At 32.0% G+C, this 12,541-nt stretch carries 16 protein-coding genes and 1 tRNA gene; 9 read left to right on the top strand and 8 right to left on the bottom strand.

The window, feature by feature from the left end:
* Positions 1-54 precede the first annotated feature (54 nt).
* Together BUA46_RS12885 and BUA46_RS12880 are read right to left on the bottom strand one after the other, a co-directional pair.
* Positions 55-858 carry a peptidase associated/transthyretin-like domain-containing protein gene (locus BUA46_RS12885; RefSeq protein WP_019387862.1) on the bottom strand — a complete coding sequence of 268 codons (804 nt, stop codon included), beginning with the start codon at positions 856-858 and terminating at the stop codon, positions 55-57.
* A gap of 96 nt (positions 859-954) precedes the next feature.
* On the bottom strand, positions 955-1,755 hold the full coding sequence (locus BUA46_RS12880; protein WP_019387863.1) for a carboxypeptidase-like regulatory domain-containing protein: 801 nt from the start codon (positions 1,753-1,755) through the stop codon (positions 955-957).
* 108 nt (positions 1,756-1,863) lie between these two features.
* Between BUA46_RS12880 and pepE the strand changes: the two genes are divergently transcribed.
* Complete coding sequence (gene pepE / locus BUA46_RS12875) at positions 1,864-2,571, top strand: dipeptidase PepE (RefSeq protein WP_019387864.1); 708 nt, start codon at positions 1,864-1,866, stop codon at positions 2,569-2,571.
* Between the two features lie 176 nt (positions 2,572-2,747).
* Here the strand turns inward: pepE and BUA46_RS12870 are convergent.
* Positions 2,748-2,820: transfer RNA gene (locus BUA46_RS12870), tRNA-Gly, on the bottom strand.
* 48 nt (positions 2,821-2,868) lie between these two features.
* The gene (locus BUA46_RS12865; RefSeq protein ID WP_019387865.1) at positions 2,869-3,294 is read right to left on the bottom strand and encodes a GNAT family N-acetyltransferase; all 426 of its coding nucleotides are present in this window, start codon (positions 3,292-3,294) and stop codon (positions 2,869-2,871) included.
* A gap of 15 nt (positions 3,295-3,309) precedes the next feature.
* Here BUA46_RS12865 and BUA46_RS12860 point away from each other — a divergent pair, with 15 nt between their 5' ends.
* Together BUA46_RS12860 and BUA46_RS12855 are read left to right on the top strand one after the other, a co-directional pair.
* Complete coding sequence (locus BUA46_RS12860; protein ID WP_019387866.1) at positions 3,310-3,786, top strand: GNAT family N-acetyltransferase; 477 nt, start codon at positions 3,310-3,312, stop codon at positions 3,784-3,786.
* A 91-nt stretch (positions 3,787-3,877) separates the two neighbouring features.
* The gene (locus BUA46_RS12855; protein ID WP_019387867.1) at positions 3,878-4,645 is read left to right on the top strand and encodes a M48 family metalloprotease; all 768 of its coding nucleotides are present in this window, start codon (positions 3,878-3,880) and stop codon (positions 4,643-4,645) included.
* 65 nt (positions 4,646-4,710) lie between these two features.
* Here the strand turns inward: BUA46_RS12855 and BUA46_RS12850 are convergent, their stop codons facing one another.
* On the bottom strand, positions 4,711-5,121 hold the full coding sequence (locus tag BUA46_RS12850) for an ankyrin repeat domain-containing protein (RefSeq protein ID WP_035106395.1): 411 nt from the start codon (positions 5,119-5,121) through the stop codon (positions 4,711-4,713).
* 252 nt (positions 5,122-5,373) lie between these two features.
* On the opposite strand from BUA46_RS12850, the gene gpmI reads away from it, so the two are divergent.
* From gpmI to BUA46_RS12825, 5 genes are read left to right on the top strand one after another with little or no spacing between them, the layout of a single operon-like run.
* A complete protein-coding gene (gene gpmI / locus BUA46_RS12845; RefSeq protein WP_019387869.1) occupies positions 5,374-6,891 on the top strand; it encodes a 2,3-bisphosphoglycerate-independent phosphoglycerate mutase in 1,518 nt (505 codons plus the stop codon).
* A 52-nt stretch (positions 6,892-6,943) separates the two neighbouring features.
* Positions 6,944-7,348 carry a BT0820 family HAD-type phosphatase gene (locus BUA46_RS12840; RefSeq protein WP_019387870.1) on the top strand — a complete coding sequence of 135 codons (405 nt, stop codon included), beginning with the start codon at positions 6,944-6,946 and terminating at the stop codon, positions 7,346-7,348.
* A 41-nt stretch (positions 7,349-7,389) separates the two neighbouring features.
* Positions 7,390-8,208: a type I methionyl aminopeptidase gene (map, locus tag BUA46_RS12835; protein ID WP_019387871.1), complete on the top strand. Its 819-nt coding sequence runs from the start codon at positions 7,390-7,392 to the stop codon at positions 8,206-8,208.
* 48 nt (positions 8,209-8,256) lie between these two features.
* The gene (locus tag BUA46_RS12830; protein ID WP_019387872.1) at positions 8,257-9,069 is read left to right on the top strand and encodes an SUMF1/EgtB/PvdO family nonheme iron enzyme; all 813 of its coding nucleotides are present in this window, start codon (positions 8,257-8,259) and stop codon (positions 9,067-9,069) included.
* Between the two features lie 7 nt (positions 9,070-9,076).
* Positions 9,077-9,841, top strand: a complete 765-nt coding sequence (locus BUA46_RS12825) for a class I SAM-dependent methyltransferase (protein ID WP_026010061.1) — start codon at positions 9,077-9,079, stop codon at positions 9,839-9,841.
* On the opposite strand, the gene BUA46_RS12820 is transcribed toward BUA46_RS12825, so the two are convergent.
* Both BUA46_RS12820 and BUA46_RS12815 read right to left on the bottom strand, forming a co-directional pair.
* Entirely contained in the window at positions 9,842-10,819 is a 978-nt protein-coding gene (locus BUA46_RS12820) for an FAD:protein FMN transferase (protein WP_019387874.1), read from the bottom strand.
* A gap of 9 nt (positions 10,820-10,828) precedes the next feature.
* Complete coding sequence (locus tag BUA46_RS12815; protein WP_019387875.1) at positions 10,829-11,206, bottom strand: DUF8840 domain-containing protein; 378 nt, start codon at positions 11,204-11,206, stop codon at positions 10,829-10,831.
* A gap of 190 nt (positions 11,207-11,396) precedes the next feature.
* Between BUA46_RS12815 and BUA46_RS12810 the strand changes: the two genes are divergently transcribed.
* On the top strand, positions 11,397-11,846 hold the full coding sequence (locus tag BUA46_RS12810) for a hypothetical protein (RefSeq protein WP_019387876.1): 450 nt from the start codon (positions 11,397-11,399) through the stop codon (positions 11,844-11,846).
* A gap of 45 nt (positions 11,847-11,891) precedes the next feature.
* On the opposite strand, the gene BUA46_RS12805 is transcribed toward BUA46_RS12810, so the two are convergent.
* The gene (locus BUA46_RS12805) at positions 11,892-12,269 is read right to left on the bottom strand and encodes a DUF8840 domain-containing protein (RefSeq protein WP_019387877.1); all 378 of its coding nucleotides are present in this window, start codon (positions 12,267-12,269) and stop codon (positions 11,892-11,894) included.
* Between the last annotated feature and the right edge of the window lie 272 nt (positions 12,270-12,541).

Below are 12,541 nucleotides of genomic sequence, written 5' to 3'. Positions count from 1 at the left end.
TAATTTAAGATGACTAAAATACTCTTTGAAATTCAAAAAGCATTCCAAAGCTTATTAATTTTTACTAGAATCTAAATTATTTAAGTACTGCCTATATTTCATTCTTAAAAAAATTAAAATTTTAAAATCTATGTTGTTCTTGCAATGTTGTAAAAAATTCGCATCATCAGCACAGAAATAAAAGAAATCCATTTTTAAATCTTCCTCTAAAGGATTAGAAGCAAAAAAATCTTTCGATAATCTTGCTTTTATACTTTGTATTAAGGCTTCTTTCTCTTCAAGTTTAACCCTATTTTTAAGTCTTTTGGTTCTTCCACTTAATCCATTAAGTATTGGATTTAATGGCAAGCCACCAGTCAAAACTCCTAAAAGCATTTTTGGTTTGAAATCGCCTGCTTCCTTTAATCGTCTTTCACTTTGTGTTGCAGGTTTTCCTGTATACCCAGGTATTCCAACATCATAAAAACTTATAGGAGCTTCTCCTTCTATATTTCCTATATCAGACATTAAATTACCAGTTAACACTTTACCAATTACCACTTCATCTAACTCATTAATTTTTTCATCTAATTTCACATAAACGACTCTGTTAGCCAAAATTTCTTTAGTTACAAGAACCTCTTTATTAAAATGTTGAATAGATGTAAATGTTAAAGTGTCATTCAATTTTACAGCAATTTTAAAATGACCATTACGATCTGTAATTGTGAATTTCTGCGCTGTTTTATTTAAAACATGAATATTCTCTATTTCAGAAGTACTATCAACTCTACCCAAGATGTCAATTAAATTTGTAGACTGACTAAATGCAGAAATAGACCAAAAAATAAGTCCTAAAATAAAAAATACGCGCCTCAAATTGGTTACATTAGGTTGTAAAGAACGTATTTCAAATCTTAAAGAAAATGTAAATGGCTTTTAATGTTTTGTTAAAAGGCCTAAAAGCAAGACGTTTTAGTTTTTTCTTCCCAGAAATTCTGCACTTTTGTTATTAAGTAGTTCAAGAAACTCCATTTCTTTACCGTAATTAAGAAGTGCATAATCAAAATCATCGGCTTCAACATATCTTATAAATTCTTCAACCCGATGTTCTGGAATATTAAAATTATCAACCAAAAACTCCGATCCAAAATAATATTTAATTGATTCTATCGGAACTTCAGGTACCCCAGCCGTTTTTTTATCCTTAACTCCAGATCTAAATAGCGGTAATAACAATTGGTCTACAACGTTTATAATGTTAAGACCATTTACCATAGGTTGGTGTTGTCTATCCACAGAAATATTACTAACCTCAGATTTATAATCGGTTTCAAAATCATATTCCTTGCTACGTTTTACCCCAAAATATAAAGCATCCAATTTGGGCTTAAACGGTTTAGCATCTTCCATATCGGTATTTAAATTACCTGTTAACCCTTTTGTAGAAACAATAACTTCATCTAACCTGTTAATCTCTTCAATTAAAAAAAGCTTCATCCTTCTAGAATCTAAAATAGCTTTATTAACCTTAAAACCAATGTTTTGATATTGCAACGCGCTAACTTCTATGTTATCATTTAAAGCAACTTTCAAACTAAATTCCCCATTTTCATCTGTTATAGTTCCTGTATTAGTCGATGTATTAAAAATTGTAATACCTGCAACATCGCTACCTTCAACAATAATTTTACCAGACACCTCAACCCTAGTTATTGTTTGCGCAACACTATTTAAGGTTGTTATAAGAGTTAAAAAGAAAATAAGTTTTTTCATGTTTTTTATTTTGAAAATACCACTTTAAATTCAAATTATGAAGTAAAATTCCTAAAATCTTTAGCAAATATAATTTTTCATTAGCTTTACAAAATAAACAATAATTTCATGCAAAATATAATAATTGCGAGCACTTCCACTGTACATGGCAGCGGCTATTTAGAGTATATTATACAAGATTTAAAAGCGTTTTTTAAAAACGCAGATACCATACTTTTCATTCCTTATGCACGACCCGGTGGCATATCACACGAAGATTATACCCGACTAGCCAACAAGGCATTCGCAAAAATAAATATAAAGGTAAAAGGCATTCATGAATTTTACAATCCAGCCCAAGCCATTAAAAATGCACAAGGCATATTTGTGGGTGGCGGCAACACTTTCGTACTTACCAACCAGCTGTATAAACACAATCTTATAGACATTTTAAAGCAAACCGTAAAAAATGGCACACCCTATTTGGGTACAAGCGCAGGGAGCAACATTTGTGGTTTAACCATTAAAACCACCAACGATATGCCCATTGTTTTCCCACCAAGTTTCAATGCCTTAGGTTTGGTTCCATTTAACATCAACCCGCATTATCTAGACCCATTGGCCAACAGTAAACATATGGGCGAAACTAGAGAAACCAGGATTAAAGAATTTCATCATTTCAACACGCCACCTGTAATAGGACTGCGCGAAGGAAGCTGGTTACACGTCACCCAGAATTCCATCATTTTAAAAGGACCACTAACGGCTCGAGTTTTCGAGTACAACAAAGTTCCCTATGAAGTAGAAACTGAAACCCAACTCAATCAATTAAAATAATTTGGGCATGCCCCAAAAAAAGGGTCGGGCTATACGTTACAAGTCCTCGTTCGTACCTCACTGTGGGCTTTCCACTGCTATCCCTCACGCGGACGTTTTAGCAAACATTAGTTTTTAAACTAAAAATCGAACTTTTTAGCATAAAAAAAGCCTCATCAATTTGAAGAGGCTTTTAGAGCGGGAGACCAGGTTCGAACTGGCGACATTCAGCTTGGAAGGCTGACGCTCTACCAACTGAGCTACTCCCGCATTATTGCGCTGCAAATATATAAACTGTTTCTTTCTGCGCAAGAAAATTTATAGCTTTTTTAAAAAATGATATCCCAGTATTTTAAAGCCTTCATTAAAGTAAAATTTATGCGACTGGTTGTTACTTACATACGTATTCAACTCTATAGTTTCAAAACCTTTATTAATCAAATAATTATAAATCCAATCAAAGAATTTTTTACCTAAACCTTGTCCGCGATAGCCATCATCAATATAAACATGATCTGCTTCAGCACTCTTGCCAGAATAATGTCTTGTGCAATACCATAAACCACAAACTCCAATTAATTTTTCATTATCATAAATACCAGCGCATTCATAATTTTGATTTATCATTTCAGAAAATCGCTGACTCAAACTATCTTCTGTCACCTTAAAATCGTTCAACTTATAAACTAACGGAACAGCCGCAAAAATTTGATCCTTTTCTAAAATCTTAAACTGTATTGCCATAATTATTTTTTAAGTTTGAAAATTACTAAAATCAATAAACATATTAACTCTTCTGATTATAAAATAAAACAAATTACTGCCGAGGAAGCATTTACGGTAAGGCATCCAGTTTTAAGAGCAGGAAAACCTATTGAAACTTGCGCTTTTGATGGAGATAATCTGGAAACAACTTTTCATTTCGGGATATTCGATAATGAAACTTTAGCAGGCATATGTACTTTTTTAAAAAACACGACGCCTTGTACTTCAGAAAAAGCCCAATATCAACTAAGAGGTATGGCGGTACTAAAACCCTATCAAAATAATGGATTAGGCAGTATTATTTTAAAACACGGAGAACGCGTCTTGAAAGCAAAAAACATAAATTTAGTTTGGTGTAATGCAAGGGAAGTTGCTGCTAATTTCTATAAAAAAAAAGGATACAAAACAATTGGCAAACCGTTTAATATTAAAGATATAGGCCTCCATTACGTCATGATTAAAAAACTTTAATCGGAATTTTATTGAAGTGACTTATTTAAATCTGCGGTGTCAAACCTTTATAACCTAAAATTTTGTAATTTTAGTAACCAATTTTATTAAAATGAGAGGAAAAAATCTAAAATTCCGACTATTAATAGGAGCAGCAATCGCGTTATTTTTTGTTTTCAAAAGATGTAGCCAACAAGAGGTAAACCCTTATACAGGTAGAACCCAAACCATTTCTATGACTCCTGATAAGGAAATAGCCATAGGTTTGCAAAGTGCACCACATATGGCACAACAACATGGTGGTTTGCATCCAAACACCCAATATCAAGCCTTAGTTGATAATGTGGGGAATAAATTAGTAAACAATAGTATTGCGAGAGAGACGCCTTATAGATACGAATTTCATTTATTAGCAGATCCAAATACCATTAATGCATTTGCATTACCTGGCGGACAAATATTTATCACGCATGCACTTTTTTCAAAATTAGAAAACGAAGACCAATTAGCTGGTGTATTAGGGCATGAAATTGGACATGTTTTAGGAAGGCACAGTGCAGAAAGAATTGCAGAAAGCGAATATTGGCAAGGACTATCAACCGCAGGGTCTGTAGGTGCCGATATGGGAGGACTCGTTAGTGGTATTGGGCAAAATACCTTATTAACCAATGGAAGAGGCGATGAATTAGAAAGCGACGACCTTGGTGTGAAATTTATGATTAAAGCTGGTTATAATCCTGAGGAAATGATTGGCGTGATGAAAATATTAAAAGATGCAGCAGGTCCAAACCGCGTTCCAGAATTTCAAAGTACACACCCAGATCCTGACAATAGGATAGAAAAAATTCAAGAAGCCATCGAAAAATACAAAAATTTATAAAACAAAAAAGCCTCGTTTAACGAGGCTTTTTTAATCGAGTGACTAACTCAAATAATTACTAAATTTTAAATAATTTTTCTTTTACTGGCTTTAGCTTCAGCCAAAGCTTCAATGATTATTGCTTCTGTATCGCTAGCTCCATGTAACTGTGCATATTCTAAAGCCGTCATTTTTTTATCAGACTTTGCTTTTAAATTAGCGCCATGAATAATTAAAAGCTTTAAAATCTCTGTTCTATTGTATTTTGCAGCGTACATCGCAGGAGTCATGCCATTAGATTTTTCATTAACATCTGCCCCTCTACTTATAAGTTTTTGAACAGTTTCTAAATCGCCTTTGGCAATAGATACACAAAACGAATTCACTTTAAAAAAAGCTTCTAATTCGTAATTAACACTTTGATTTTCTGGAGCTGCATTTGCTGATACTAATGAAAAGCATAATGCCATTGCGGTAATAATGATTGTTTTTTTCATGATGAAAGATTTTAATTTGATTAATTGATTTACGTTTTTTGATATACTAAAGAGACGACAATAATTTTGATCTGTTACATAAAAAAACATTTATAACACATTTTTAACGTTTGATTCACACATTGTTAACGAAAACGTTTGCATAAAAAAACATGAGAACATTCCTTAAAAAATCAGGCTTTTACAAGGTTTTTTTAACTCCATTTATAAGAAACTTATGTATCTTTGTTCGGTTTTAAATTTTAACAAAAAATGAACAAAAAAGTTATTTTAATGATTCTTGATGGTTGGGGAAATTCACCTGACCCAAAAGTTTCGGCTGTCGATCAAGCTAACACGCCATTTATTGATTCTTTGTATAAAAAATATCCATATGCCACACTTCGTACCGATGGTTTGCATGTTGGATTACCAGAAGGGCAAATGGGAAACAGTGAAGTTGGACACATGAATTTAGGTGCTGGTAGAATAGTCTATCAAGATTTAGTTAAGGTAAATTTAGCTGTAAAAAACAAAACCTTAAATAACGAAAAAGCATTGGTAGATGCGTTTGATTACGCTAAATCAAACAATAAAGATGTTCATTTTTTAGGACTTTTAAGTGATGGCGGGGTACACTCGCATATTAATCATTTATTAGGATTAATTGACGCTGCTAACGAATTTGGAGTTCAAAATTCTTATGTTCATGGATTTACAGACGGACGTGACGTAGACCCAAAATCAGGTGCCGGATTTGTTAAGCAGTTAGAAAACCATATAGAAAACACAAATGCTAAAATTGCAACCATCTCTGGTCGTTATTATGCCATGGATAGAGATAAACGTTGGGAACGTGTTAAACTCGTATACGATGCCTTAGTAAATAATGTTGGTGAAAACTCAAACAATATAACTCAAAGTATAGAAGCCAATTACGCTAATGATGTTACCGATGAGTTTATTAAACCTATTATAGCGGTTGATGATAACAACCAACCACTCACAAAAATTAAAAATGGTGACGTTATAATCTTTTTTAATTTTAGAACAGACCGTGGTAGAGAATTAACAGAAGTACTTTCTCAAGTTGATTTTCCAGAATACAATATGCACAAATTAGATTTGCATTATGTAACCCTAACCAATTACAACGATACCTATAAAAATATTAAAGTTATTTTCAACAAAGAAAACTTAACTGAAACCTTGGGTGAAGTGTTAGAGAAAAATAACAAAACACAAATTAGGATAGCTGAAACTGAAAAATATCCGCACGTTACCTTTTTCTTTTCTGGTGGAAGAGAGCAAGAGTTTAAAGGGGAAAAGCGTATTTTAAGAAACTCGCCAAAAGTGGCTACTTACGATTTAAAACCAGAAATGAGCGCTTATGAATTGCGTGATGCACTGGTTCCTGAACTTGAAAAAGGCGATGTTGATTTTGTTTGTTTAAATTTTGCCAATGGTGATATGGTAGGTCATACCGGAGTTATGGAAGCTGCAATAAAAGCATGTGAAGCCGTAGACGAATGTGTTAAAGATGTGGTAACTACAGCATTAAACAATGGCTACACCACCTTACTCATTGCAGATCACGGTAATTGTGAAACCATGATAAACCCCGATGGCTCACCTAACACCGCACACACAACTAACCCAGTACCTGTAATTTTAATTGACAATGAATTAAAAACAATTAAAAATGGTATTTTAGGAGATATCGCACCAACTATTTTAAAATTGATGAATGTTGAACAACCTGCTGCAATGACTCAACATCCCTTAGTTTAATAAAAAAAATTAATTAGCGTAACTTTGCCCTAATCTATGTAATTGAAAAAAAATGAATTTTAACGATACACTTATCATTGCTATTGATTTTGACGGGACTATCGTTGAAGATGCCTATCCAAAAATTGGCAAACCTATATTATTTGCATTTGAAACTTTAAAAAAATTGCAAGAAGATGGTCATCGCCTTATTTTATGGACATACAGATGCGGTGACAGACTTCAAGAAGCTGTTAACTTTTGCGAAGAAAATGGTATTCGTTTTTACGCTGTAAATAAAAGTTTTCCTGAAGAAGAATTCGTAAATGATATAAGCAGAAAGATTAATGCTGATTTATTTATAGACGACAGAAATATTGGAGGTTTTCCAGGTTGGGGCGAAGTTTATCAACTGCTCACAAACACGGCACCTCCTATTCCCGAAAAAAAGAAAGGTTTTTTTGGGCTATTTAAATAACTTGAGTTTTTAAGTATCTTTGCACTCCTATTATTATTTTTATGATTATTGTTAAAACAAGAGAAGAAATAGAATTAATGCGCGAAAGTGCTTTAGTTGTATCTAAAACATTAGGTGAATTAGCAAAAGAAATTAAACCAGGAGTTTCTACGCTTCAATTAGATAAAATTGCTGAAGAATGTATAAGAGACCAAGGTGCTATTCCAGGGTTTTTAGGGTTATATGATTTCCCAAATACCCTTTGCATGAGTCCTAATTCACAAGTAGTGCATGGTATTCCCAACGCTACACCTTTGGTTGAAGGCGATATCATTTCTATTGATTGTGGCGCATTAAAAAATGGATTTTATGGAGACCATGCCTATACCTTTGCGGTTGGTGAAATTGATCCAGAAACAGAAAAATTACTTCAGGTAACCAAAGAATCGTTATACGTTGGTATTAGAGAATTTAAAGCTAATAATCGTGTTGGCGATGTGGGTTATGCGATTCAAAAGTATTGTGAAGATCATGGTTACGGTGTAGTTAGAGAATTAGTAGGCCATGGTTTAGGAAGCAAAATGCACGAAGACCCAGAAATGCCAAATTACGGCAAACGTGGTAAAGGCAAAAAATTTGTTGAAGGCATGGTTGTGGCTATAGAACCTATGATTAATATGGGAACACACCGTATAAAACAACATAGAGACGGTTGGACCATTACGACACAAGATGGTAAACCTTCGGCACATTTTGAACATGATGTAGCACTTATTGATGGTAAACCAGAATTACTTTCAACATTCGCATATATTTATGATGCTTTAGGAATTGTAAGCGATGAGGAAAATGAATTTAGACAAAAGGCATTAGTTTTGTAGTAGTGCATTTTCTTATAATCGAAAATCAACTTGAATGTTATATCTAAAATGAAAATTAAAAAAGTTGTAACTCTTATTGTTGTTTTTTCATCTCTAGTTAATTTCTGCAATTCTCAATCTCGTGAAATATTCTATTACCCAAAACAAACAAAATCTAATAAATCTACTTCTCCTCCATTCACTATAAAACTAAATGATTCAATCTTCATTGATGTTGCTCCTGTAGATAATTTTATGTATTTAGAATTTCTAACAAATTTGAAATTCTTTTGGACCGAAAGGATTCATGACTCTATAAAAAAAATACCTGATTATGGGTTAACCAAAGACATAGCCTATAAACTATTTGAAAATATACCAAACAATAACTTATTATGGTTAAATCAAAAAATACCTAATAATTTAATGGTGGATAAAACCATAAATTCTAATGTATACCTTGAACACCCCAAATATTCTTTTCATCCGTTAGTAAACATTTCTAAAGAACAAGCTACTTTATATTGTAAATGGAGGACAGATGCAGTAAAACTATTTTGGGCTATCAACACTGAAAACATCGAAGAAAGAAATAAATATCCTTATAAATTTGTTTATCGGTTACCAACAAAAAATGAACTTTTGACAGCAACTCAGAAATTTGGATATTCAAATATTTCTATTAAAAAAGACGAAATGCCTCTTTTTCCTTACAGAACAAAATACAGAAGTAAGTATAAAAAAGCACTATTTTATAAAGAGGGAATATCTGAATTTGTATTAGATAGCCTACCTTTTGGTTCTAATTGGCGGAAAAAAAATTCAATTAATAAACTTAACGACTATACTGGTTTTAGGTGTGTCTGTGAAGTTAATGATTAAGCAGATTTTGAAAAAACTATTTAAACTTATACTTAATACCGTCCCTAGACCCTTGCTCATAAGGCTAAGTTATACTATAAGACCAATTTTAGCTTTCTTTTTAAAAGGAAAAACTTATACCGACCCCATTGATGGTAAATCTTTTAAATCCTTTCTACCTTATGGTTATGGCAGCCAACGAAATAACGTATTATCGCCTTCAACTTTAAGTTTAGAAAGACATCGATTGCTTTGGTTATATCTTAAAAATGAAACAGATTTTTTTATTGCTGAAAAAAAAGTACTTCACTTTGCTCCTGAACAAGCGTTTTATAAACGTTTTAGGAATATGAAAAATCTAAACTATGTCACCACAGATTTAAACTCCCCATTAGCAGATGTTAAGGCCGATATTTGTAATCTTCCCTTCAACGATAATGAATTTGACGTGATATTATGCAATCATGTTTTAGAGCACATCCCTGATGACACCAAAGCTATGCAGGAATTGTATCGCGTGCTTAAAGCTGGTGGTATAGGTATTTTTCAAATTCCGCAAGATTTAAATAGGTCTATTACTTTTGAAGATAATACCATCACAGATAAAAAAGAACGCGCAAAAATATTTGGTCAGTACGATCATGTTCGCGTATATGGTCGAGATTATTTTGATAAACTTCGCTCCATTGGTTTTAAAGTTGAAGCGGTAGATTATACTCAAACAATTTCCCCTGAAAAAATTACTGAATATTGTTTAGCTAAAGGCGAAATAATTCCAGTAGTTTACAAATAATTATTCCTCAGGAAACCCATTTAATGTGAGAGTTTCAAGCTCTTGATTATCATTCACAAAAATCAAAAAGACTTTCAATTCTGGGTGTCGCTTTAAAAATGTTTTCACCTTTTCTATTCCCATGACTTTAAAAGCTGTAGCATAAGCGTCAGCAGTCATACAATTTTCTGCAATTACAGAAACACTAAGCAAATTGGTTTTACTCGGGTAACCAGTTTCGGTATTAATTATATGGGCATATCGATTGCCGTTCTCATCAACCTTAAATTTTCTATAAGTACCAGAGGTTGCCATAGCTTCATTTTTTAAAGAAATAGCTTTTAATATAGACTGTCCGCCTTCAAAATTTGGTTCTTCAACACCCACTTTCCATTTACTATGTTTTTCAGTATTTCTACCTTTCGCTCTTAACTCACCACCAATTTCAACTAAATAATTCTTCACATTTTGAGATTCAAGAAACTCTCCAATCAGATCAACGCCATAACCTTTTGCAATAGCGTTAAACTCTAAATACACATTAGGATTCGATTTGATAATAGAACGCTTTAACCTGTATGTTTTATCATAGCCTACATATTGCATTAAACTATCTATTTTTAAACTATCAACAACTTCTATAGTGTTCTCAGCTCCAAATTTCCACGCATTAACCACGTTACCAATTGTTGGGTCGAAAGCGCCTTCAGTTAATCCAAAAATTTCTTTTGACGCATCATAAACATTAATAAAATGATTATCAATTTCAACAGTTTCGTTTCTATTTAATTTTGAAATATCGGAATTGACTTGATATGTAGACATCGATTTATTAATCACATAAAACAAACTATCAAATTGTTTTTCATAATCAATATCGGAATCATAAATTATAGAATAACTAGTCCCAAAAACGGCTCCAGTAAGTTTGGTGTTTTTTTGTTCTCCATTACAGGATATAAAAAGACAAACCAATAATACGCCTAATACTTGCTTCATAAAATTTCTCTAATTCAAATTAGTTTCTAAAACCTGAATACCGTTATACTCTAATAAATAATCTTCGTTTAAATAAATAGGTTGCTTTTCTCCTTCTATACTTCCAATTCCAACACCTGCATACAACACCTTTGCATCTTTTTCTCTAGCGTGCTTTTTAAAAGTCTCCATCCACAACACATCGTAATTATTTGGATTTTCTGGTAAAATCACTGCTCTAACAATTACAAAATAATATTGCTTGTTTTTATCAATACAGACAAATTGAGGATGCTTTTTAAGCTTACTATTCACTGCAATAAACTCAAAACCACGTTCTTCTAGATCTTTACCAACATGATTCATGGCAAGATTATGTAATTCCTGTTCTGTAAGTGGCTTACTCATATATCAAAAATAGCACAAATGCTGAAGAGATAATACCATTTTATAAATGTTTCGATGAGATGATATATTAATCATACAACGTGTAGCATCCTCATTACATAAACTAAAAAGTTTGATTTTTTTTAATTTTAAGATAAACTTTATAAAAAAGCGTGTATTTTTTATTAATTTAAGGTCAAAACAAATGAATATGAAAACCTCTCCTAGACTAGAATCTGCTTTGAAAAAGCTCTATACCGCGTTTCATAGCAATAAATTAAACCCTGAATGTAATAAACATTGTGCTGTGGGGAATATATTAGATAATACTGATATTTGGAAACATCTCTCAGACCATCATGGTTCTATAAAACTTAATTATATTGGGACCGTTCATCAAAGAATCGGACGAAAGTTTAATGGCTATTCGCCTCTAGAATTACTTGAAATTGAAGCAACTTTTTTAAAAGCATGTGGTTATCAATTACCTCTACATTATAAAAATACCAAACCAAAAAATCCAACGGACAAAATTATTTTATTTAAAGGATTAAGTGACGTTATTCGAATTTTATGCGAAATGGATGGCATTGACAATGTTATGGATTATACAAAATTGTTTGAAGTTAAAAATCAAAAGGCTTTTTACGACATAGTATAAATATTGGTTTAATTTTATTAAATAGAATGGATGTTTACCTTTTATTTAATTTAGTATTGTTTGTAAAGTTTGTATTCCTGTATATTCAAACAAATAATCTTGATCAATATATAACGGAAGATTTTCATCCTCTGCATTACCTAAACCAATTCCGGCGTAAAGTACTTTAGCATTTTTTCTATAAGCATGGTATTTAAATGATTCCATCCAAACCACATTATATTTATAAGGGTTAAATGGTAATTTTACTGCTCTTACAATTACATAATAACATTGATTGTTTTTGTCAACACATATAAATTGAGGATGCTTTTCTAATTTATTATTTATCGTAATAAATTGAAAGCCTTGGTCTTCTAAATCTTTGCCAACATGATTCATTGCAAGATTGTGTAATTCCTGTTCTGTAAGTGGTTTACTCATAACATAAAATTTAATTAAACATTAACTACCAACATTTTTGCTGGTTTAAATTTTACAGAAAAAGTATCTTACTTATTTAAATCATTAATTAATGAAACAATTAAAAGCATTTTGTGCTCATAGTGATTAATGAGTTTGAACATTTTAGGGAAAAATAATGTGCTTGTAATTTTGATATTCTATTAGTTAATTTTACACCAACCATAAAAGAACAAACGTAGACTAAAATCAATAAATAGGTTACTTTTTCATTTTAGTAATTTTGGGGTTCA

This window comes from Algibacter luteus (genome assembly GCF_900141715.1).
Taxonomy (GTDB): Bacteria; Bacteroidota; Bacteroidia; order Flavobacteriales; family Flavobacteriaceae; genus Arenitalea; species Arenitalea lutea.
Note: the sequence above shows the minus strand (reverse complement) of the source record. Positions and strands in the feature narration are given on the sequence as shown.

Coding starts and splice junctions, on each gene's coding strand:
- BUA46_RS12865 (WP_019387865.1), bottom strand. CDS start 3,294: ATGGCAATACAGTTTAAGATTTTAGAAAAGGATCAAATTTTTGCGGCT.
- BUA46_RS12820 (WP_019387874.1), bottom strand. CDS start 10,819: ATGAAGCAAGTATTAGGCGTATTATTGGTTTGTCTTTTTATATCCTGT.
- gpmI (WP_019387869.1), top strand. CDS start 5,374: ATGAACAAAAAAGTTATTTTAATGATTCTTGATGGTTGGGGAAATTCA.
- BUA46_RS12850 (WP_035106395.1), bottom strand. CDS start 5,121: ATGAAAAAAACAATCATTATTACCGCAATGGCATTATGCTTTTCATTA.
- BUA46_RS12815 (WP_019387875.1), bottom strand. CDS start 11,206: ATGAGTAAGCCACTTACAGAACAGGAATTACATAATCTTGCCATGAAT.
- BUA46_RS12830 (WP_019387872.1), top strand. CDS start 8,257: ATGAAAATTAAAAAAGTTGTAACTCTTATTGTTGTTTTTTCATCTCTA.
- BUA46_RS12880 (WP_019387863.1), bottom strand. CDS start 1,755: ATGAAAAAACTTATTTTCTTTTTAACTCTTATAACAACCTTAAATAGT.
- BUA46_RS12810 (WP_019387876.1), top strand. CDS start 11,397: ATGAAAACCTCTCCTAGACTAGAATCTGCTTTGAAAAAGCTCTATACC.
- pepE (WP_019387864.1), top strand. CDS start 1,864: ATGCAAAATATAATAATTGCGAGCACTTCCACTGTACATGGCAGCGGC.
- BUA46_RS12855 (WP_019387867.1), top strand. CDS start 3,878: ATGAGAGGAAAAAATCTAAAATTCCGACTATTAATAGGAGCAGCAATC.
- BUA46_RS12805 (WP_019387877.1), bottom strand. CDS start 12,269: ATGAGTAAACCACTTACAGAACAGGAATTACACAATCTTGCAATGAAT.
- map (WP_019387871.1), top strand. CDS start 7,390: ATGATTATTGTTAAAACAAGAGAAGAAATAGAATTAATGCGCGAAAGT.
- BUA46_RS12840 (WP_019387870.1), top strand. CDS start 6,944: ATGAATTTTAACGATACACTTATCATTGCTATTGATTTTGACGGGACT.